Origin of the sequence: Schumannella sp. 10F1B-5-1 (genome assembly GCF_006517535.1) — a bacterium.
Lineage (GTDB): Bacteria > Actinomycetota > Actinomycetes > Actinomycetales > Microbacteriaceae > Schumannella.
Genome location: NZ_VHQH01000034.1, coordinates 182,456 through 203,045, shown reverse-complemented (window position 1 = coordinate 203,045; position 20,590 = coordinate 182,456). Strand labels below are relative to the sequence as shown.

Here is a 20,590-nt window from a genome sequence, read left to right as displayed (position 1 = left end):
CGCACTTTCGCCCGCTCTCCATCCGAGGATGTCCGTGATCCCTTCCGCAACGCCCCGCGGGTTCGTCGAACCCGGTCACGGCGCCGGGCTCCTCGACGTGTTCCGTCGCCGCTATCTGCTGACGCTACTGGTTCGCAAGGAAGTGCAGGTCCGCTACCGGGGCTCGGTGCTCGGCTGGCTGTGGTCGTACGTCAAGCCCACGGCGCAGTTCATCGTGTTCTTCTTGGCGCTCGGCGTCTTCCTGAGCCAGAACGCTCGGATCGAGAGCTATCCGATCTACCTCTTCAGCGGGCTCATCGTGGTGAACCTGTTCAACGAGGCGTTCGGCAACGGGACCCGCTCGCTCGTCGACAACGCCGCACTCATCAAGAAGATCTACCTTCCGCGCGAGATGTTCCCGGTCTCGTCCACGATCGTCGCCTTCGTCAACTTCCTCCCCCAGGTGCTCATCACCGTGGTGGTGTGCCTGTTCGTCGGCTGGCATCCGACGGTGCCGCAGCTTCTCGGGGTGATCCTCGCCATGGTGATCATCGTGATCCTGGCGACCGGTCTCGGCATGCTCTTCGGCGCCGCGAACGTCTCATTCCGAGACTCGCAGAACGTCGTCGAACTGATCGCCCTCGTCGTCACCTGGGCCTCGCCGGTGCTGTACACGTGGACGACGGTTCGCGATGCGGTGCCGGGATGGCTGCTGACCATCTACCAGATCAACCCCGTCACCACCGCTGTCGAGCTCATGCACGCCGGGTTCTGGTATCCGACCACGGGCGAGCAGCTGCCCCTGCCCCCGAATCTCGCGATGACGTCGGCGATCGCTCTGCTGATCTCGGTCGCGGTCCTGTTGGTGGGCCAGTTCGTCTTCCGCCGTCTGGAGGGTCGCTTTGCCCAAGATCTCTGACGACAGCGACCTGCGCATCATCGTGCGCGACGTGCGCAAGCGCTTCGTGCTGCGTCACACCCATTCCCTGAAGGAGTCGTTCATCGCGCTCCTGCGACGCAAGAAGCTCACAACCACCTTCGACGCTCTCCACGACATCGACTTCGAGATCCGCGAGGGCGAGTCGGTGGCTCTGCTCGGGTTCAACGGCTCCGGCAAGTCCACGATGCTCAAGCTCATCTCCGGCGTTCTCCGCCCCGATCAGGGTCAGGTGCTCACGCGCGGACGCGTCGCGGGGCTCATCGAGGTCGGCGCCGGTTTCCACCCGGATCTGAGTGGACGCGAGAACATCTACCTCAACGCGTCGATCCTGGGCATGTCCCGCAGCGAGGTCGACGAACGCTTCGACGACATCGTCGAGTTCAGCGAGATCCGCGATTTCATCGACACCGAGGTCAAGCATTACTCCTCGGGCATGTTCGTCAGGCTCGCTTTCGCCGTCGCCATCCACTGCACTCTCGACATCATGCTGGTCGATGAGATCCTGTCGGTCGGCGACGAGCCGTTCCAGCGCAAGTGCCTCGCCAAGATCCGTGAGCTGCAGACCCAGGGCAAGACGATGGTGGTCGTCAGTCACGATCTCGACACTGTCGCCCGGCTGTGCGATCGGGGCATCCTCATCGATCGGGGGCGTGTGGCTTTCGACGGTCCGTCTGCCGAGGCCGTGGCCGCGATGCGCGCGAGCCGCTCGTGACGACCCTCCGCGTCGTGATCGACGGCATCCTCGACCCGTCGACGCGCGGCCTCGCCCGCTACACCGAGGATCTGACGCGTGCGCTCATCGCCACGGCGCCCCGCGACTGCGACGTCGAGGGCATCGTCTCGGCGTCGCGCGACGACGACTACCGCGAGCTCGAGCGGCGATTGCCGGGCATGTCGGGCCTGCTCAAGAGCGTGCTGGCCCGTCGCGAGATGGCGGCCGTCTGGCAGCACGGTTTCACGGTCTCGCCGATCGGCGGCATGATCCACGCACCGAGCCTGCTCGCTCCGCTGCGCAAGCACGATCGCGCCGCGACCGGTGATCAGATGATCGTGACGGTGCACGACGCGCTGCCGTGGACGGCGCCCGAGACGATCTCGGGCCGCCCGGCGTCGTGGCACCAGAACATGATCAAGCGGGCCGAGCGCTACGCCGACGCCATCGTCGTGCCGACCCACGCGGTGGCCGCGCAGCTGGCCGAGCACGCGGACTTCGGCGACCGCGTGCGGGTCATCGGCGGCGCCGTCTCGCCGGGACTGCTCGTGCCCGACGACGTCGCCGAGCGCCTCGAGCGCCTGGGGCTGCCCGAGACCTACGTGCTCACGCTCGCCACGCTCAATCCGCGCAAGGCGCTGCGGCCGCTGCTGACGGCGATGAGCGACGTGGAGGCACCGCTCGTGATCGCGGGAGACCCGGCCTGGGGCGACGACACCCTCGAGCGCGCGATCGACGAGTCCGGCATCCCGTCCGACCGGGTGGTCGCGCTCGGCGCGATCGACGACGACGATCTGGCGGTCGCCTACAGCCGCGCCCGAGTGATGGTGAACCCGAGCCGCGATGAGGGCTTCGGCCTCGCCTCGCTCGAGGCCTTCGCCTTCGGCGCCCCGGTCGTGAGCTCGGATGCTCCGGCGCTGACCGAGGTCGCCGCCGATGCCGCCCACCTGGTCGAGCGCAGCGACGACGACGCCGAGTACGCCGCGCGTCTGCGCGAGGGGATCGAGCTCGTGCTGCGCGACGGCGAGGTCGCTCAGCGGCTCAGCACCGCCGGCGCCGACCGGTCGCGCGCCTACAGCTGGCGGGATGCGGCCGAGAAGGTCTGGCAGCTGCACGCCGACATCTGAGTCGACCGCGCCGCCGCCAGCTCAGCCGTTCGGCGACGGGCTCGCGCTCGCGACCTTCGTGACGTCGGCCACCATCTGGTGGATCTCGTCGTAGTCGGGGTCCCAGGTCTCGACCTGCGGCGGCACGAGCTCGAGATCGGTGATCTTCTGCTTGCGCGACAGATCGGCCAGGTCGACGAACTTCCCGAGCATGGGCTGCGGGATGTCGGTCTCGACGATGTTGCCGCCCGCCTGCGCGACGGCCTGGAACTTGGTCAGCACGTTCGCCGGGGTGAACTGCTTGAGCAGCGCCTGCTGCACCTCGCGCTGCCGGGCCATGCGGTGGTAGTCGTCGTCCGCGTGACGCGATCGGGCGTACCAGAGGGCGGTGTTGCCGTCCATGTGCTGCGGCCCGACCTCGATCCACTTCTTCACGCCCGTCGGATTGCCGTCGTAGTCCTGCCCTCCGCCGATCGGCAGGCGGGTCTTCACGTCGATGTCGATGCCGCCGAGCGCGTCGATGAGCTGCGAGAAGCCGTTCATGTCGATCATCGCGTAGTACTGCACCGTCAGCCCGGTGACGGCCTCGACGCCGTCGCTCGTCGCCTCGATGCCCGGGCTCGATCCCTGGCTCTTCGCCTTCGGGTAGAGGTCGGGGTGCTCCTCGCCGTAGGTGTAGAGCGCGTTGATGAGGCAGTCGGCGCAGCTCCAGCCGTCGGGGAACTGCTCCGCCATCGGCGAGGTCTTCGGGAACGGCACGTTCTCGAGGTTGCGCGGGATGCCGATGATCGTCGTCTGCCCCGTCGCCGCGTCGATGCTGACGAGCGAGATGCTGTCGGGCCGCAGTCCCACGCGGTCGGCGCCGGCGTCTCCGCCGAGCAGCAGGATGTTGTAGCGCCCGTCGACCGGGTCGGCGATGTCCCCGTCGCCGAAGACCGTGCCGACGACGCCGGCGGTCACGCCCGCGTTCCACGCGCCGTACAGCGCGCCGCCGCCCGTGATCACGAGCGCGGCGATCGAGAACAGCGCCGCGATCGACCCGGCGACGCGGTTGACCCGCACGAAGCGCACGAGGCGCAGGGTGTCGAGCGTGCAGACGATCCAGAGCACGGCGTAGAAGACGAGCGCAGCGACGACGATCCACAGCACGATCGGGTTCGTCACGATCGTGACGACCGTGCTGCGGGCGACGAGCAGCCCGGCGATCAGCAGGATGCCGATGGCCCAGAACACGAGGTCGGTGCCGAGGGCGAAGCGCCCGAGACGCCGATTGCCGGCCAGCACCTGCGCCGAGCCGGGGATGAGCACGTTGAGCACGACGAGCCACCACGCCCGCCGGGTCATCAGCTTCTCCGACCGGAGGTCGGGGTAGCGGACCGGGGTGACGGCGGTCACGAGGCGGTGGTCGGACCCGCGTCGTCCGGATGGCTCAGGCTCGCCTGAAGCCGCGCGTTCTTCTCGGCGACCATCGTCTCGAGCGAGGCGGCGTAGTCGGCGAGGCGGGCGGCGAGCGTCGGGTCGGTCGCGCCGAGCATGCGGGCGGAGAGCAGTCCCGCGTTGCGGGCCCCGCCGATCGAGACCGTCGCGACCGGGATGCCGGCGGGCATCTGCACGATCGAGAGCAGGCTGTCGAGTCCGTCGAGGCGGGCGAGCGGCACGGGCACGCCGATGACGGGCAGGGTCGTGACCGAGGCGATCATGCCGGGCAGGTGGGCGGCGCCGCCGGCTCCGGCGATGATCGCGCGGATGCCGCGGCCGGCAGCCTCGGAGCCGAACTCCATCAGGCGGCGGGGCGTGCGGTGCGCCGAGACGACCTCGACCTCGAACGGGATGCCGAACTCGCCGAGGGCGGTCGCGGCATCCTGCATCACGGACCAGTCGGAGTCCGATCCCATGACGACGGAGACGAGGGGGGTGGATGGCACGGAGCCATCGTAGGAGTCAGCCCCTGAAGAACTCCGCCGCGGCACGCGCACGGCCCAGGGTCTCGTCGGCGTCGCCGCCGGTCGTGGTCACGTGGCCGACCTTGCGCCCGGGGCGCGAGGCCTTCTCGTAGTAGTGGAACTTCACGTCGGGATGCGCGGCCAGCGCGGCGGGGTACACGTCGAGCATCGACCCCGACGCGGGCCCGCCGAGCACGTTGACCATGACGCTGACGGGCGCGAGCTCGTCGGTCGCGCCGAGCGGCAGGTCGAGCACGGCGCGCAGGTGCTGCTCGAACTGGCTGGTGACGCAGCCGTCGATCGACCAGTGGCCGGTGTTGTGCGGACGCATCGCGAGCTCGTTGACGAGCAGGCGGCCGTCGCGGGTCTCGAACAGCTCGACGGCGAGCACGCCGGTCACGTCGAGTCCCTCGGCGATCGAGAACGCGAGCGCGCGGGCCTCGGCGACGAGGGTTCCGGCGTTCTGCGCGGGCGCGGTGACCTCGGCGCACACCCCGTCCTTCTGCACGGTCTCGACCAGGGTCCACGCGACCGCGTCGCCGGACGAGCGTCGGGCGACCGACTGCGCCAGCTCGCGGCGGAAGTCGACGAGCTCCTCGGCGAGCAGCCCGTCGCCGGCGCCGGCCTCGTCGAGCACCTCGAACCAGTCGTCGGCGGCGTCGGCGCTGCGCACGACGCGCACGCCCTTGCCGTCGTAGCCGCCGCGCGGGGTCTTCACGACCGCGGCGCCGCCGTGCGCATCCAGGAAGGCGGCGAGCTCGCCGCGGTCGCGCACGACGCCCCACGACGGCACGGGGGCGCCGAGGGCGGTGAGCCGCTCGCGCATGACGATCTTGTCCTGGGCGACGGCGAGCGCGTGCGGCCCCGGATGCACCGCGACGCCCGCGTCGACGAGCGCGTTCAGCACGTTCTGCGGCACGTGCTCGTGGTCGAAGGTGATCACGTCGACCTCGCGCGCGAAGGCGAGAACGGTCGCGGCGTCGGTGTAGTCGCCGACGGCCGTGGCGGCGATGCGGGCCGACATGCCCTCCTGCTCGGCGAGCACGCGGATGTCGACGCCGAGCCCGATCGCGGGGGGCACCATCATCCGAGCCAGCTGACCTCCGCCGATGACGCCGACTCGCACGATTCCTCCTGGGGTTCCGGGCCGGAGCGGCCCTGTGGATGCGGGCGCTCGGCCCCATAGCGGCGGCGGTTAGACTGCCGCGACGTCGAGCCTAGCCGCGAGGAAGAGGAGCCGGATGCGCCGCCTGATCTCGCAGCTGCTGCGCTTCGGACTCGTCGGCGGCGTCGGCTTCGTGATCGACGTCGGGCTGTTCAACCTGCTGATCGCGACCGTGCTGCACCCGGCGCAGCTGCACGAGGGCCCGCTGATCGCGAAGGCGATCTCGACGACCGTGGCGATCGTGGCGAACTGGCTCGGCAACCGCTTCTGGACCTTCCGCGAGCACCGCGGCCACCGCGTCTGGCGCGAGGGCCTGCAGTTCGGCGTCGTGAGCGTCGGCGGACTGCTCATCGGGCTGGCCTGCCTGTGGGTCTCGCGCTACGCGCTCGGCTTCGACAGCGTCGTCGCCGACAACGTCGCGGGCAACGGGATCGGTCTCGTGCTCGGCACGGTGTTCCGGTTCTGGCTCTACCGGGTGTGGGTCTTCGCGCCGCACACCCCGGCCGAGGCGATCGAGGATGCGACGGTCACTGATTCTGCCCCCACTGATCCGGCCGCCACGCCGGCTCCTCGCCGCGCACCCCGAGCTCCCCGCTCTGCCGCAGCGAGCGCTCCTGCTGCCGTCGCGCCGCGACCGGATTGAGGCTGCGCTCCATCAGGTCCTGCAGCGCCTCCTGCACGAGCTCGGCGTGGGGCACGTCGCGCAGCCGCACGGGCGCATCCAGGCCGGTGTTGATCAGCACGTCGCCGGCGCTGCCGATGAGCTGGAAGCCGGCGCGCCGCACGGTCACGTCGTAGCCGCGGCTGTGCAGCAGCTCCTGCCGGGTGCGCACGAGCACGCCCGCGCGGATCACGATGCGGCGGGTGGTGATCGTGTAGCTGCGGCTGAGCCAGCGCAGAACCGGCACGAGCACCCCGGCGATCGCGATCACGCCGGCCAGCGCGAGGGCGGTGATCGACATCCACGACTCGGGCAGCAGCGAGGGCACGTAGGCCGCGGCGGCCGCGAGCAGGATGAGCAGCAGCGCCGACCACAGCAGCCTGCGCGCGCTCGGGCGCAGCCGGGCGACCACGACCTCCTGGGTGCGGTTCGCGGCGGTGTCGGGGGCGGGCTCGCTCATGCGATCACCCGTGCCTCAGGTGGATGACGTCGCCGGCCGCCACGACGAGGTCGCTGTGCTCGGTGGCCACCACGAGCCGGCCGAGCAGGTCGAGGTCGCGGGCGGTGCCGACGCGGCTGGTGCCGTCGGGCAGCTCGACGCGCACCTGGCCGCCGAGGGTTCCGCACAGCTCGCGGGCGCGGGCGCGCAGGCCGCTGCCTTCGGCGTCGCCGTGCGCGGTGAGCAGGGCCGAGACGTGCGAGCGGAGGCGGGCGAGGTAGTCGGCGAGCACGCGATCGGCGAGGTCGGCATCGAGCGAGCCCGGTTCGGCCGCCGCGCCCTCGATCACGAGCGAGGTCGCGGTCGGCACCGGCAGCTGCTCGGCGCTCATGGTCAGGTTGACCCCGGCGCCGATGACGACGGCTCCGGTCCCTCCGGCGGTGGCGGGCACGAGCTCGGTCAGCACGCCGCAGACCTTGCGGTCGCCGATCAGCACGTCGTTGGGCCACTTGAGGCCGACGCCGGCGTGCGGCAGCAGCTCGGCGATCGTCTCGGTCATCGCCACGCCGCCGGCGATCGGCAGCCAGCTGAGCCGGTCGAACGCCACGGGACGGCCGACCGGATCGACCGTGCGCAGCAGCACCGAGATCGCCAGGCTCGTGCCGGGCGGCGCCGTCCAGACGCGGTCGAGGCGGCCGCGACCGGCGGTCTGCTCGAGCGTCACGAGCGCCGTGAGGTCGGGCAGGTCGTCGACGGCGGCGAGACCGACGAGCTCGGCGTTGGTCGAGGGGCTGGACTCGCGCGCGATCAGGCGTCCGGCGACGCGAGCGCTGCGCGGGAGGTCCATGGCGTCAGGCTAGCCGCGACCGCCGCCGGCGCCGGGGCGCATCGCCGGGTGGACTGCCCGCAGACGGCCATTCGACCGGGTAGCAATCGCCCCGTCGTCACCCGGGTCCGCGTCGAGGGTGCGCCGTAGTGAAGCTCGCGCGCGCGAATAACGGCTGCGGACGGTCCCGCCGGGCACCCGGAGGTGACGCGCGACCTCGGCGAGAGAGAATCCGTCCCACGCCACGAGCATGACGATCTCCCGATCGCGCGGAGCGAGTCGCGCGAGCGCCGCAACCAGCTCTGCCCGGTCAGTTGCGCTCGACTCAGCGGCTCCGGCGTCACGACCAGTCATGAGTTCGTCGCGCAGGCGCTCCACGAGCTCCCCGCCCCGCACGGCTTGGCGGAGGTGCCGCAGGAGGACGCGACGCGCGACTCCGAACATCCACATCCGCGCCTCGGCGTCATCTCGAGGGATCGCATCGACTCTCCGCCAGAGAACCAGCAGCGTCTCGCCGAGCAGATCGGCCGCGTCCTCGGCCGGACGCACGCGCCGTTCGAAGTACCGCAGCAACGCAGGTGAAGTGAGTCGAACCAGTCCTTCGACACGCGCTCGGCGAGCGTCGGGAGCCGCGCTCACCAGTCGCCTCGGCAGACGATCGTGTACCCCGCCAGCGACGGACCCTCGACATCGAAGTCGCCAGCAGGAGACGGGTAGACCCGGAGGTCGGGCACGGCCTCCGCCAGCTCGACCGCGAGCCGGGCCTTAAGGGCGACCGAATAGGTCGCGTCGATCTGATCGGCAGTCATGCCGTCGTGGATCGCTCCGCTCGTTCGCGCGGCCGCCATCACGTCAGCACCCAGATCGCTCCAGTCGCGTTCGCGCACCAGATCGTCAAGGCGCCGGAGCTGGTCGCCGGTGAGACCGCGGAACTCGGGATAGAGGTTGCAGTGCTCACCTTCATCTTGTCCGAGGGGCGGCACGAAACGCGCAGAGGCGTCGGTGCGGTACTCGCCGGGATCGAGACCGACGAAAGGCTCTCGGGACATCAGATAGTCCTGATAGCTGATTCCGGCGGTCACGCCGCCGGATACGAGCGTTGCGGCGGCGATGCTCGCGATCACGAGGCGCGCGCGCCGAGTGACCCTTCGCGGTCGCGCTTCGGAGAGTGTCGCCGAGACGAAGCGATCGAGTCCGGGCGGGGTTGCGCCGGCAGGGTCGAGTGCGCGCAGTCGCTCCTCGAGGGCGCGTTCTTCATCGTCGAGGTCGTGCATGATCTCTCCTTCTCGGTCGTCGAGAGGTTCATGCCTCATCCCGCTCGAAGTGTTGCATTCGGCAAAGCCGCCTCGCGTGCACGGCCGACGGCGACATCGCATCGACTAGGGTCGAGCGCGACATGGACGACCCTGCGACGGCGCCCGGCCCGCAGGGCCCCGCATCCCGAGGCCCGCGCCCGCGATCGCTCGTGGTGATGCCGACCTACGACGAGGCCGAGAACCTCGAGCGCGTCGCCGGCGCCCTGCTCGCGTCCGTGGCCGATGTCGACCTGCTCGTCGTCGACGACTCCAGCCCCGACGGCACCGGCGACATCGCCGACCGGATGGCCGCCGCCGACCCGCGCGTGAGCGTGCTGCATCGCACGACGCGCGACGGCCTCGGCCGCGCCTACCTGGCCGGCTTCGCCGAGGCGGACCGGCGCGGCTACGACGTGGTGGTCGAGATGGATGCCGACGGCTCGCACCCGCTCGAGAGCCTGCCGGCGCTGCTGGCGGCCGTCGCCGACCCGGCCGGTCCCGGCCTCGCGATCGGGTCGCGCTGGGTGCCCGGCGGACGCGTCGTCGACTGGGCTCCGTGGCGCGGGTGGCTGAGCCGCGCCGGCAACACCTACGCGCGCCTCGTGCTCGGCATCCCGGTGCGCGACGCGACCGCGGGCTACCGGGCCTACCGCCTCGAGGCGCTGCGCGCGGCGCACCTCGACGACGTGCACTCGCGCGGCTACTGCTTCCAGATCGACATGGCGCTGCGGGTGCTCGATGCGGGCATCCCGGTCGTCGAGGTGCCGATCACCTTCCGCGACCGCGTCGCCGGGCGCTCGAAGATGTCGGGCGCGATCGTGCTCGAGGCGATGCTGCGGGTCACCGGCTGGGGCGTGCTGCGCCGGCTCGGCCGACGCCGTCGCTGACGCCGTCGCCGACACCGACGGCACCCCGCCGCCGACGCGTTTCGTGGATGATCCACCAGCCGGAACCCGTTCCGCTGTCGGTGTCCTCCAGAGCCGAGCGCTGAGGCCTCGCTAGGCTGGCATCCGTGACCGACGCAGCATCGACGCCCGATCCGTACACGACCGCCGGCAAGCTCGCCGACCTCAAGGCGCGATACCACGAGGCCGTCACCGCCAGCGGCGAGGCCGCGATCCAGAAGCAGCACGCCAAGGGCAAGAAGACCGCCCGCGAGCGCATCGAGCAGCTTCTCGACCAGGGCAGCTTCGTCGAGCTCGACGAGTTCGTGCGCCACCGCACCCACGCCTTCGGCATGGAGCGCAACCGTCCCTACGGCGACGCCGTCGTCACCGGCACCGGCACGATCCACGGCCGTCAGGTCGCCGTCTACGCGCAGGACTTCACGATCTTCGGCGGATCGCTCGGCGAGGTCGCCGGCGAGAAGATCATCAAGGTCATGGAGCTCGCGCTCAAGACCGGCGTGCCGATCATCGGCATGCTCGACTCGGGTGGCGCGCGCATCCAGGAGGGCGTGGTCGCGCTCGGCAAGTACGGCGAGATCTTCCGACTGAACACGGCCGCGTCGGGCGTCATCCCGCAGATCTCGATCATCATGGGCCCGGCCGCCGGCGGCGCCGTCTACTCCCCCGCGCTGACCGACTTCGTGATCATGGTCGACAAGACCAGCCAGATGTTCGTCACCGGTCCCGACGTGATCAAGACCGTCACCGGCGAGGACGTCGGCATGGAGGAGCTCGGCGGCGCGCACACCCACAGCACCCGCACGGGCGTCTCGCACTACATGGCCGACGACGAGGACGACGCGCTCGACTACGCGCGCAGCCTCATCAGCTTCCTGCCCGACAACAACATGGCCGAGCCGGTCGTGTACGAGAACGACGTCGAGCTCGAGATCACCGACGCCGACATGACGCTCAACACGCTCATCCCGGACTCGCCGAACCAGCCCTACGACGTGCACGACGTGATCGAGCAGCTGGTCGACAACAACGACTTCCTCGAGGTGCAGCCGCTGTTCGCGCCGAACATCGTGGTCGGCTTCGCGCGCATCGAGGGCCGCAGCATCGGCATCATCGCCAACCAGCCGAACCAGATGGCCGGAACCCTGAACATCGAGGCCGGCGAGAAGGCGGCCCGGTTCGTGCGCTTCTGCGACGCCTTCGGCATCCCGGTGCTGACCCTGGTGGATGTGCCCGGCTACCTGCCCGGCACCGATCAGGAGTGGACGGGCGTGATCCGCCGCGGCGCGAAGCTGCTCTACGCCTACGCCGAGGCGACGGTGCCGCTGGTCACGGTCATCACGCGCAAGGCCTACGGCGGCGCCTACATCGTCATGGGCTCGAAGCAGCTCGGCGCCGACATCAACTTCGCCTGGCCGACCGCCGAGATCGCCGTCATGGGCGGTCAGGGCGCGGTCAACATCCTCTACCGCGGCGAGATCAGGGCCGCCGAGGAGCGCGGTGAGGACGTCAACGCCGTGCGCACGCGCCTCGCCAACGAGTACACCTACAACGTCGCCTCGCCGTTCCTCGCGGCCGAGCGCGGCGAGCTCGACGGCGTGATCGAGCCGGCCGCGACGCGCGTCGCCGTGATCAAGGCGCTGCGAGCGCTGCGCGGCAAGCGCGCGGAGCTGCCCCCCAAGAAGCACGGGAACATCCCGCTGTGAGCGGCGCCCCGAACGGCGACGCCGCGCCGATTCCCGCCGTGGCCGACGTGCGCATCGTCGCGGGCAGGCCGAGCGACGAGGAGCTGGCGGCGGTCATAGCGGTGCTGACGACCTCGCTGGATGCGCTGGCCGCCGAGAACCGCGAGCAGCGCGATCCCCGTCCGACCGCGACGCGGCGCAGTCAGCGTGCGCCGCGTCGCGGTGTGACGGTCGGGGCGTGGAGCACCTTCGGGCGCTGAGGCCGCGCGTCCCCGCATCCGATCGATCCTCATCAAGCGGGATCCGAAGCTCGGATGTGCGGAATCCGTCGGTTTCGCGGGGGTGAACCGATCATTCGACCCGCGCTCACGTTCTGTACCCCGAGATTCGGCCCGCCCGAGGCCCGATTCCGCCCGCGATTTCCCGTTGTCGCCCGGAATTCCGGGGGATGTCCCCCGCGAGTCCCCCGAAATGATGACTGTTTCGCGGGGTACAGATCAGGCATCCTCGTCATACAGCGATCCTCTTAGCGATCGCGACACACACCGGCTGACAAGGGTAAGCAAGTCGGTGATGTGGGGGCGAGTCAGGGCGATATTCGGGTTGTCGCCCTGACTCGAAACGTCAGAAGGGCCGGGACGGGGAGTCCCGGCCCTTCTTCTCTTCCTAGGTCTGATTGAATCGTCGGATGGATCGGGGTTCGAGCGCTCGTCCCTGGCTCGTCACCGGAGCGACAGGGTTGCTCGGAGCGAACGCCATGCACGCACTGCAGGCCGCCGGCATCCCCGCGGTCGGAGTGGCCCGAAGACCCCCCGATCGAGACGATGTCATCGCGGTCGACCTTCTGGACGAGTCCGCACGTCGCGATGTGGTCGAGCGCCTTCGACCGTCGACGATCCTCCACGCCGCCGCGCTGGCCGACATCGAAGCCTGTGAGCGCGATCCCGACCTCGCACGGCGGATGAACGTCGAGGCCGCCGAGGCACTGGCACGGGAAGGCGACGCGCTGGGAGCTCGATTCATCCACATCTCGACCGATGCCGTCTTCGACGGCCGGCGCGGAGGCTACCGGGTCGACGAGACCACTTCTCCGACACACGTGTACGGAGCGACGAAAGCGGAATCGGAACACGCGGTGCTCGATACCGTGCCGAGTGCGCTCGTGGCGCGAGTCGACTTCTTCGGATGGAGCCCGAGCGGACGTCGCAGCCTGGCCGAGTTCTTCCATCGCGGTCTCGTCGCCGGCGACGTGATGCGCGGATTCACCGACGTCCGCGTGTCGACCCTGCACGTCGGTCACCTCATCGGCGCTCTCCGCGCCCTCAGCGCTCGGTCCGTCGACGGGATTCAGCATGTGACCGCCCGCGACAGCGTGTCGAAGTACGATTTCGGCCGACGGCTCGCTCTCCGCTTCGGCTTCGACCCCAACCTCATCCGGCCAGCACGCTCTCGCGATGTCCTCGTCGTCGCCCGAGGCTCCGACATCAGCCTCGACACGACGGCGACGGCGACACGCCTGGGGTCCGAGCTGCCCACCGTGCAGGACGGACTCGACGAACTCCACCGCGAGTTCGAGCGCGGCGTCCCACAGCTCATCCGCGACTGGCACCCCAAGGAGACGACATGACTTTCACCATCGGCACACGGACTGTCTCCCATGACAGCCCGACGTACTTCATCGCCGACATCGCGGCCAGCCACGACGGAGACCTCGGCCGCGCGGTACAGCTGATCGAGTTGGCTGCGGAAGCCGGCGCCGATGCCGCCAAGTTCCAAAACTTTCACGCCGAGCAGATCGTCTCCGACCGCGGATTCCGCGAACTGGGAACGCAGATCGGTCATCAGGCCGCCTGGGAGCGCTCGGTGGTCGACGTCTACGCCGATGCCTCCATTCCAGACGAGTGGACCCCGACGCTCAAAGAGGCCTGCGATCGAGCCGGCATCGACTACTTCTCGGCCCCCTACGACTTCGGCGCGATCGACATGCTCGACCCGTGGGTGCCCGCTTACAAGATCGGGAGCGGTGATCTCTCCTGGCTCGAGGCGGTCGACCGGATTGCTTCGAAAGGCAAGCCGGTGCTGCTCGCAACCGGCGCCTCGAGCTTCGACGAGGTCGTCGCCGCGATCGATGTCATCCGACGCCATACCTCCGACATCGTGCTCATGCAGTGCAACACGAACTACACCGGCGACCTCGGCAACTTCAGCCACATCCATCTCAACGTCCTGAACAGCTACCGCGCGGCCTTCCCCGACGTCGTGCTCGGGTTGTCGGACCACACCCCCGGACATGCGACGACCCTCGGCGCGATCGCCCTCGGCGCTCGCGTCGTCGAGAAGCACTTCACCGACGACACCACCCGTCCCGGCCCTGACCACGGCTTCTCGATGGACCCGGAGACCTGGCGGGAGATGGTCGATCGCAGTCGCGAACTCGAACTCGCGCTGGGAAGCCCCGTGAAGCGCGTCGCCGACAACGAGCACGACACCGTCGTCATCCAGCGACGTGCTCTGCGGGTCATCCGGAACCTGCCCGCCGGCCATGTCCTCACCCGCGACGACATCTCGGTGCTGCGCCCGGCCCCGCGTCACGCGATCGGAGCCGCCCACGTCGACGAGGTCGTGGGACGCGTGCTCGCGAGCGAGCTCACGCGCGACGCGGTCATCGGCTGGGAAGACCTGACGCCAGCGCGATGAGGCTCGCCTACCTGTCCGATCGCATCGACCGCACCCACGATCTCCGCTTTCTCGACGCCTGGGAGGCGAGCGGAGTCGAGACGCTGGCAGTGCCCGTCGGGTCTGCGCACCTCGAACGGGAGCTGGGGCGCTTCGCTCCGGACGTGGTGCAGGCCGGGCCGATCGGTGCGGTGACCGCGGCCGTGTCGCAGGTGTGGCAGGGAGCGCTGATCGTCACGTCGTGGGGGTTCGACCTGATCGGACCCGACCGTGTCGACGCCAGCCTGGCGGAGCGGGCGATCCGCCGCGCCGAGCTGCTCTTCGTCGACAACCTCGCAGTCGAGCGGCGCGTGCTCGAGCTCGGCGCCGAGCCGACGGGCATCGCACGATTCGCCTGGGGCGTCGATCTCGCGCGCATCGGCTTGACTCGGCGTGCGCGATCGAATCCAGCGCCCACGGTCGTCTCCGCGCGCAGTCACGAGCCGCTGTACGACGTCGGGACCGCCATCCGGGCCATCGCGATCGCCCGGCGGTCCGTTCCGGATCTGCGCGCGATCATCGCCGGCGATGGCAGCGAGACGGTGCATCTCCGAGGGCTGGCGCACGAGCTGGGTCTCGACGACTCCGTCGAGTTCGTCGGCAGGCTCGCCCAGACCGATCTCGACGCAGCGCTCGCCGACTCCGATGTGTACCTGAGCGCATCCCTGACCGACGGCAGCTCGATCACACTTCTCGAGGCGATGGCCCTCGGGACCCGCTGCTGCGTGAGCGACATCCCCGGCAATGCCGAATGGATCGACGAGCGGACCGGGTGGACCTTTCCGGTCGGAGACCCGACCCGCGCCGCCGCTGGCATCCTCGCTGCGCTGAACCCGGAGGGAGACGACCGCGCCAGGGCCGCCGCCGCGCGGGTCGCCGCGGAAGCAGACTGGGCCCAGACGAGCGCTCGACTGCCCGCGCTCGCACGGCACGCGATCGGCCGCGGAGCCGCGTCGTGACCACGATCGGCGTCATCCAGGCTCGGATGGGCTCGAGTCGTCTGCCGGGCAAGATCCTCGCGTCGCTCGGCGACGAATCGGTGCTCGCCTCCACGGTTCGTCGGCTGCGAGCCGCCTCCCTCGTGGACGAGGTGATCGTGGCGACGACCGATCAGGCCGACGACCAGGAGACGGTGGGAGCCGCCGTCTCGCTCGGCGCCCGTGTCGTCCGCGGCAGCCTGCACGATGTGCTGGGGCGATTCGGCACTGCCCTCGAGGAAGCGCCCGGCGACGTGATCGTGCGTGTCACAGCCGACTGCCCGCTGCTCGACCCGTCGCTCGTCGACGAGGTGATCGCCGCGGTCGTCGGTGGCGCCGACTACGCCACCAACCGCCTTCCACCACCCTGGACGCGGACCACTCCGGTCGGCCTTGACGTCGAGGCGATGAGCGCCGAAGCGCTGCGGACCGCACTCGCCGAAGCGACGGAGCCCCACCAACGCGAGCACGTCACCCCGTACTTCTATGAGAACCCCGACCGGTTCGGGATCGAACTGATCGACCTGCCCCGCGATCTCTCCCACCTTCGTGTCACCGTCGACACTGCCGAGGACCTGGAGATCGTGCGCAGACTGGCACCTCACCTCACCGCGCTGTCCCGCTGGCAGGAGCTCGCGGATCTCGCGGAAGCTCAGCCGTCGCTGTTCGCCCGCCACGAGACCGCGCGTCAGAAGGACTACCGCGTAGTGGATGCGCGACGTCGACCGTCCTGACCGTCGCCGCCGTTCACGCGGAGGCGAGCAGCGTACGGATCGCTTCGACGTCGAGCCACTGGTCGTTGGTGTTCGAGTGGTAGGCGAAGCCGTCGGCGACCGGGGCGCCGTCCGCCGGCGCCTCCCAACCCCAGCCGGAGATGTGCGGGGTGACCACGTAGCGATCCTGCAACTGCAACGTGCGCCGCGCGTCATCGAAGGAGATCATCTCCTCGTGCAGCTTTTCTCCGGGGCGGATGCCGACCTCGTGCGTGCGCGCCCCCGGCGCGATCGCCTCGGCGAGGTCGGTGATCTTGAGCGACGGGATGCGCGGCACGTACAGCTCACCGCCCTGCATGATCTCGAAGGCGCTGAGCACGAAGTCCACCGCCTGCGGCAGGGTGATCCAGAATCGCGTCATCCGGTTGTCGGTAATCGGGAGCGACTCGCCGCGTTCGGCCATCGCCTTCCACACCGGGACGATGCTGCCGCGCGAGCCCATGACGTTGCCGTAGCGCACCACCGAGAATCGGGTCTCGGCCGCTCCGGCGTAGTGGTTGCCGCTGATGAACATCCGGTCACCCGTGAGCTTGGTCGCCCCATAGAGATTGATGGGACTCGACGCCTTGTCGGTCGACAGGGCGACGACGCGCTTCACTCCCGCGTCGATCGCCGCATCGATGACGTTCTGCGAACCCCGCACGTTCGTCTCGACGAATTCGAAGGGGTTGTACTCGGCCGTATCGACCTGCTTGAGTGCCGCGGCGTGAATGACGTAGTCGACCCCGCTGAACGCGCGGGTCAGACGCTCGCGGCTGCGGATGTCACCGAGAAACCATCGCAGACGCGGATCCTCTCCGACGGCCTTGCGCAGTTCGAACTGCTTCAACTCGTCGCGGCTGAAGATCACCAGACGGCGCGGATCGTGGTTCGCGAGCAGTTCGGCGATGAGCGCTTTGCCGAGCGAGCCGGTTCCACCGGTGATCAGCACCGAGCTTCCGGTGAGCAGTGACATGCGAAAGTCCTCCAGGATGCGCCGGGTCGACGCGATGGGAATGTGGTCAGTCGTCAGTGAGCTCAAGGCGGCGCAGCCGTTCCTCATAGTGAGACAGCGCGCTCAGACGTTCGCTCACGATGCGTTGCTGCTGCTGCACCATCGCGATGAGAGCGCCGACCTCGCCGGGCATGGGGTCAGCTGCGCGGGCGGCGAGCTCGTCGATGCGGCGGTCTTCGAAGCGCACCTCGAGAGCCGCGATGTGCGGAGAGATCCGCTGCACGGCCTGATCGAGCGCCTCGGTGACGACCTCGAGCCGCTCGATCCGCTGTCGCAGATCGTGACCGTCGGCCGATCCGCGCTCATCGAGCCGATCGAGCACGCGGTTGTCGATCGTCGCGTGAAGCCGACGCACCAGTCCTCCGAGGAGGGGAAGTCGGGAGAGTCCGGCCATGAGAGGTCCCTTCGGTCAGACGCGCACGGCTGAACCGGCGGCGAGGATACGGTGCACGAGATCTCCCTCGGCGTCGATGCGGTGCTCGGGTCCCACCGGCGAGGGCGCTCCATAGGAATGTTCCCACGAGGTCTGGTGGGGGTCGTCGAGAAACGAGAATCCGGAGACGCGCAGCTGGGCCGCGGGGAACAGCTGATGCGCCGTCCAGATCAGCATCGTGCCGGTCGTCGGCCAGCTGGGGTCGATGCGGGCGTCGACGCCGATCTCCTCCGAGATCGGCAGGGTCAGCTCATCGTTGGGCATCGTGATGAACCCGAGGTCAGGCGGCCACCAGGCAGGTACGACCTCGCTCTCCCAGTGCATGCGCCCCGGCTCGACCATCAGGTACAGCCGACTGCGATAGCCCTCGAAGAACCACGGCGTCGCTCGCAGTCCTCGGTTGAACATCACGACATCGGCTCGGCGCCCCACCGTCGGCGCCTCGTCGGCGCGATCGAGACGAAAGCCGTTGACCCGGAATACGAGATCTGCGGAATCGATCTGGTGCGCGCGTTCGGCCGACGGCTCCTGCGGTGCGTTCCCGACGATGGCGATCGTCCGCACCGGCGACGACGACGCGTGCACGAGGCAGAGGTCGCGGATGACGTCGAAAGTGCGGCGACGCGGGGGTACGACGCGGCTGGACATAATCCCCGATCATATCGGCCGCGCCTCGCGGGCCGGACGGATCACGCGCCCGCCGGGATCAGGCGCCGGCGACGACCTCGGTGCGCGGGATCTCGAGCCAGAGCGAGACCTCCTCCTCCTCGTCGACGCCGAGCAGCGCGGCCGCGCCGTCGCCCGTGCCGTCGAGGCCGACCACCGTGACCGCGACCTCCGAGCCCTCGGGCACGGTGCGCACGATGACCTTCTCGGCGCTCGTGCCGCGCAGCGCCTCGGCCAGCCGGCCGTGCACGCGCTCGAGCTCCGCGTCATCCAGCTCGTCGATGCCGCCTTCGTCGAGCAGCGTCACGATCGTGCCGCGGCGCCGCGCCAGCATGACCTGCTCGCGCACGCGGTCGTCGAGCAGCTTGCGCCCGCGGATCTCGTCGCGGATGGCGCCCTCGAGGTGCAGGCACTCCAGCCGCTCCTCCTCGCTGAGGTCGCCGCCGGCACGGCGGATCGTCTGCAGCATCGGCAGGGCCATGACACCCGTCTGCCCGAGGCGGAACTGGCGCTCGCTGAGGTGCGCCTCCTGCGCCGCCTGCCACTCCGTTGCCTCGCGCTCGGCCATCGCGAACTGCTGCGAGTCGCGCGCCGCCTTCGTCAGCGTGTTCGTGATGATGTGCGCGACGCCGACCCAGGCGGCCGAGCCGATCACGCCGATCGAGCCGAGGGATGCGGGGCCGGCCCAGAGCAGCGACTGCACCACCAGGAACGCGATGCCGGCCCAGGCGAAGCCGGCGCGGTAGCGCGTCGCGGCGATCGTCAGCAGGGTCCCCACCGCGGCGACGTACCAGGTGCCGTAGCCGTTGCCGCCCTCGCGCTCGGGGTCGAGCACGCTCGTCACGATGAGCGGCAGCGACACCGACACGGCGAGCACGAACACCGAGACCCACACGGGCATCCGCTGCGACCCGGTCGGCAGCAGCGACACGAGCGTCGCCGCGGCGTAGAGCACGATCGCCACGATCACGGGGGCCGTGTCGCTCGCGAAGGGGAACGACAGCGAGTAGGCCGCCAGCACGACGTGGTAGCTCGAGAACAGCGCCGCCAGGGCGATGATCACGAACTTGGGGGCGACGATCTTCATGCGAGGCCCCCGTCGAGGTCGTCGACGCCGTCGCGCCCGCCCGGAGCACCGCTCGCCCCCGCCGCGTCATCGGATGCCGGCCAGCGCAGCCGCACCCGGGTGCCCCCGCCCGGCGCCGAGTCCAGCTCGGCCGAGCCGCCGGCGGTCGCGACGCGCTCGAGGATCGAGACCCGCACCCCGAGACGCTCGGTCGGGACCGTGGACGGGTCGAAGCCGCGGCCCTCGTCGCCGATCTCGATGCGGATGCCGTCGCCTTCGGCCTCGACGCTCACCCAGCGCTTCACGCCGTCTCCGGCGTGCTGCAGGCTGTTGACCATCGCCTGCACCGCGGCCGAGTAGACGGCCTCGGCGACCGTGATCGGCACGACCGCCCGGCCGGCCTCGGCCACCGACACGGCGAAGGGCTGCGACATCGTGCTCGCCGCATCCGCCACGCGGGTCGCGACGACCGCCACCCGCACCTCGGCATCCGAGTCGGGCGCCACGGCCGCCGCGTCGCGCAGGTGCCCGATCGCATTGGATGCCATGGTCGCCGCCAGCTCCTTGGCCTCGGGCGTGAACGCCCGCGCGGCCGAGAGCAGCGTGGTCAGCACGCTGTCGTGCACGATCGCGTCGACCTGCACGCGCTCGGCCTCGATCGCGTGCTGGCGCACCGCGTGACCGTAGCGGCGCAGCGCCATCTGCTGGGCGGTGTCGACCGTGCGCGCCGCACGGCGCAGCACGATGATGATGATCGTGATGACCCCGCCGAGGATCACCGAGTAGACCGAGTCGAGCACCGCCTGCGTCAGCGAGACGCCGCCGCCCGCCGGCGTGACCCGGATCACGGCGTAGATCACCGGGAGCAGCACGACGAACAGCGTCGCGAAGCGCGCATCCAGCCCGACCGTGGCCATCGCCGTCGCGATCGTCAGCACGAAGTAGAGGAAGAAGCTCGTCTTCGGCGCCTCACCCGGATCGAGCACGGCGAACGGCCAGCTGATCAGCGCGACCGTGTAGACGATCGCGAACGCCGCCTGCGTGCTGCGCACCCAGCGCCGCACGATCGACGCCGCCACGGCGGCCGCGAGGCTGAGGCCCAGGGCGGTCAGCAGCACGGCCGACCACCAGATGTTGATGTTGCCGAGCTGCCCCATCGCGACGGGGATCGACTGCACCACGAACGCGACGCCGAAGCCGGCGGCCGAGCGCGCGAGGGCGGTGTCGAGCCGGGTCAGACTCAGCGGGTTCGTGACCGAGCGGGGCGGGGGCGCCGAGGGCGCGACGCGGGCCGGGAGGGCGCTCACCGC

Annotated in this window: 23 protein-coding genes; 12 read left to right on the top strand and 11 right to left on the bottom strand. The window is 70.0% G+C overall.

What is annotated here, in order from left to right:
* The first annotated feature begins 28 nt into the window (after nucleotides 1-28).
* Genes FJ658_RS05090 through FJ658_RS05080 form a run of 3 tightly spaced genes read left to right on the top strand, consistent with a single transcriptional unit; the run spans nucleotide 29 to nucleotide 2,758 of the window.
* Complete coding sequence (locus FJ658_RS05090; protein WP_141144285.1) at nucleotides 29-898, top strand: ABC transporter permease; 870 nt, start codon at nucleotides 29-31, stop codon at nucleotides 896-898.
* A complete protein-coding gene (locus FJ658_RS05085) occupies nucleotides 882-1,631 on the top strand; it encodes an ABC transporter ATP-binding protein (protein WP_141144284.1) in 750 nt (249 codons plus the stop codon). Before FJ658_RS05090 ends, FJ658_RS05085 begins: the two co-directional genes overlap by 17 nt.
* Nucleotides 1,628-2,758: a glycosyltransferase family 1 protein gene (locus FJ658_RS05080; protein ID WP_141144283.1), complete on the top strand. Its 1,131-nt coding sequence runs from the start codon at nucleotides 1,628-1,630 to the stop codon at nucleotides 2,756-2,758. The genes FJ658_RS05085 and FJ658_RS05080 overlap by 4 nt, the downstream gene beginning before the upstream one ends.
* 21 nt (nucleotides 2,759-2,779) lie before the next feature.
* On the opposite strand, the gene FJ658_RS05075 is transcribed toward FJ658_RS05080, so the two are convergent.
* Genes FJ658_RS05075 through FJ658_RS05065 form a run of 3 tightly spaced genes read right to left on the bottom strand, consistent with a single transcriptional unit; the run spans nucleotide 2,780 to nucleotide 5,767 of the window.
* Nucleotides 2,780-4,132 (bottom strand): LCP family protein, encoded by a 1,353-nt coding sequence (locus FJ658_RS05075; protein ID WP_141144282.1) that lies wholly within the window; start codon nucleotides 4,130-4,132, stop codon nucleotides 2,780-2,782.
* Nucleotides 4,129-4,632, bottom strand: coding sequence for a 5-(carboxyamino)imidazole ribonucleotide mutase (purE, locus tag FJ658_RS05070; protein WP_141144389.1), 504 nt, complete (start codon nucleotides 4,630-4,632; stop codon nucleotides 4,129-4,131). The genes FJ658_RS05075 and purE overlap by 4 nt, the downstream gene beginning before the upstream one ends.
* A 46-nt stretch (nucleotides 4,633-4,678) precedes the next feature.
* The gene (locus tag FJ658_RS05065; protein ID WP_141144281.1) at nucleotides 4,679-5,767 is read right to left on the bottom strand and encodes a 5-(carboxyamino)imidazole ribonucleotide synthase; all 1,089 of its coding nucleotides are present in this window, start codon (nucleotides 5,765-5,767) and stop codon (nucleotides 4,679-4,681) included.
* Nucleotides 5,768-5,921: 154 nt separating this feature from the next.
* Between FJ658_RS05065 and FJ658_RS05060 the strand changes: the two genes are divergently transcribed.
* A complete protein-coding gene (locus tag FJ658_RS05060; RefSeq protein ID WP_141144280.1) occupies nucleotides 5,922-6,488 on the top strand; it encodes a GtrA family protein in 567 nt (188 codons plus the stop codon).
* On the opposite strand, the gene FJ658_RS05055 is transcribed toward FJ658_RS05060, so the two are convergent.
* The 4 genes from FJ658_RS05055 to FJ658_RS05040 are packed head-to-tail and all read right to left on the bottom strand — an operon-like array spanning nucleotide 6,373 to nucleotide 9,045.
* A complete protein-coding gene (locus tag FJ658_RS05055; protein ID WP_141144279.1) occupies nucleotides 6,373-6,966 on the bottom strand; it encodes a PH domain-containing protein in 594 nt (197 codons plus the stop codon). The two genes, FJ658_RS05060 and FJ658_RS05055, sit on opposite strands and share 116 nt — an antisense overlap.
* Nucleotides 6,967-6,970: 4 nt before the next feature.
* Nucleotides 6,971-7,792 carry a biotin--[acetyl-CoA-carboxylase] ligase gene (locus tag FJ658_RS05050; protein WP_141144278.1) on the bottom strand — a complete coding sequence of 274 codons (822 nt, stop codon included), beginning with the start codon at nucleotides 7,790-7,792 and terminating at the stop codon, nucleotides 6,971-6,973.
* A gap of 9 nt (nucleotides 7,793-7,801) precedes the next feature.
* Nucleotides 7,802-8,410, bottom strand: coding sequence for an RNA polymerase sigma factor (locus FJ658_RS05045; RefSeq protein WP_255447566.1), 609 nt, complete (start codon nucleotides 8,408-8,410; stop codon nucleotides 7,802-7,804).
* Nucleotides 8,407-9,045 (bottom strand): hypothetical protein, encoded by a 639-nt coding sequence (locus FJ658_RS05040; protein WP_141144277.1) that lies wholly within the window; start codon nucleotides 9,043-9,045, stop codon nucleotides 8,407-8,409. Before FJ658_RS05040 ends, FJ658_RS05045 begins: the two co-directional genes overlap by 4 nt.
* Before the next feature lie 122 nt (nucleotides 9,046-9,167).
* On the opposite strand from FJ658_RS05040, the gene FJ658_RS05035 reads away from it, so the two are divergent.
* From FJ658_RS05035 to FJ658_RS05005, 7 genes are all read left to right on the top strand, one after another.
* On the top strand, nucleotides 9,168-9,953 hold the full coding sequence (locus FJ658_RS05035) for a polyprenol monophosphomannose synthase (RefSeq protein WP_141144276.1): 786 nt from the start codon (nucleotides 9,168-9,170) through the stop codon (nucleotides 9,951-9,953).
* 116 nt (nucleotides 9,954-10,069) lie between these two features.
* Entirely contained in the window at nucleotides 10,070-11,677 is a 1,608-nt protein-coding gene (locus FJ658_RS05030) for an acyl-CoA carboxylase subunit beta (protein ID WP_141144275.1), read from the top strand.
* A complete protein-coding gene (locus tag FJ658_RS05025; RefSeq protein WP_141144274.1) occupies nucleotides 11,674-11,916 on the top strand; it encodes an acyl-CoA carboxylase epsilon subunit in 243 nt (80 codons plus the stop codon). The genes FJ658_RS05030 and FJ658_RS05025 overlap by 4 nt, the downstream gene beginning before the upstream one ends.
* Before the next feature lie 428 nt (nucleotides 11,917-12,344).
* On the top strand, nucleotides 12,345-13,283 hold the full coding sequence (locus FJ658_RS05020; RefSeq protein ID WP_141144273.1) for an SDR family oxidoreductase: 939 nt from the start codon (nucleotides 12,345-12,347) through the stop codon (nucleotides 13,281-13,283).
* The gene (locus FJ658_RS05015) at nucleotides 13,280-14,353 is read left to right on the top strand and encodes an N-acetylneuraminate synthase family protein (RefSeq protein WP_141144272.1); all 1,074 of its coding nucleotides are present in this window, start codon (nucleotides 13,280-13,282) and stop codon (nucleotides 14,351-14,353) included. The genes FJ658_RS05020 and FJ658_RS05015 overlap by 4 nt, the downstream gene beginning before the upstream one ends.
* A complete protein-coding gene (locus FJ658_RS05010; protein ID WP_141144271.1) occupies nucleotides 14,350-15,330 on the top strand; it encodes a glycosyltransferase in 981 nt (326 codons plus the stop codon). The genes FJ658_RS05015 and FJ658_RS05010 overlap by 4 nt, the downstream gene beginning before the upstream one ends.
* Entirely contained in the window at nucleotides 15,327-16,082 is a 756-nt protein-coding gene (locus FJ658_RS05005; protein ID WP_181408330.1) for a cytidylyltransferase domain-containing protein, read from the top strand. The genes FJ658_RS05010 and FJ658_RS05005 overlap by 4 nt, the downstream gene beginning before the upstream one ends.
* Before the next feature lie 13 nt (nucleotides 16,083-16,095).
* On the opposite strand, the gene pseB is transcribed toward FJ658_RS05005, so the two are convergent.
* Complete coding sequence (gene pseB / locus FJ658_RS05000; RefSeq protein WP_255447565.1) at nucleotides 16,096-17,142, bottom strand: UDP-N-acetylglucosamine 4,6-dehydratase (inverting); 1,047 nt, start codon at nucleotides 17,140-17,142, stop codon at nucleotides 16,096-16,098.
* Between pseB and FJ658_RS04995 the strand changes: the two genes are divergently transcribed.
* Nucleotides 17,093-17,542, top strand: a complete 450-nt coding sequence (locus FJ658_RS04995) for a hypothetical protein (protein ID WP_141144269.1) — start codon at nucleotides 17,093-17,095, stop codon at nucleotides 17,540-17,542. The genes pseB and FJ658_RS04995 overlap by 50 nt on opposite strands.
* On the opposite strand, the gene FJ658_RS04990 is transcribed toward FJ658_RS04995, so the two are convergent.
* The 3 genes from FJ658_RS04990 to FJ658_RS04980 are packed head-to-tail and all read right to left on the bottom strand — an operon-like array spanning nucleotide 17,525 to nucleotide 20,587.
* Nucleotides 17,525-18,196 (bottom strand): glycosyltransferase family 29 protein, encoded by a 672-nt coding sequence (locus FJ658_RS04990; protein WP_141144268.1) that lies wholly within the window; start codon nucleotides 18,194-18,196, stop codon nucleotides 17,525-17,527. The genes FJ658_RS04995 and FJ658_RS04990 overlap by 18 nt on opposite strands.
* A 58-nt stretch (nucleotides 18,197-18,254) precedes the next feature.
* Entirely contained in the window at nucleotides 18,255-19,301 is a 1,047-nt protein-coding gene (locus FJ658_RS04985) for a hypothetical protein (protein ID WP_141144267.1), read from the bottom strand.
* On the bottom strand, nucleotides 19,298-20,587 hold the full coding sequence (locus tag FJ658_RS04980) for a sensor histidine kinase (RefSeq protein ID WP_141144266.1): 1,290 nt from the start codon (nucleotides 20,585-20,587) through the stop codon (nucleotides 19,298-19,300). Before FJ658_RS04980 ends, FJ658_RS04985 begins: the two co-directional genes overlap by 4 nt.
* Nucleotides 20,588-20,590 lie beyond the last annotated feature (3 nt).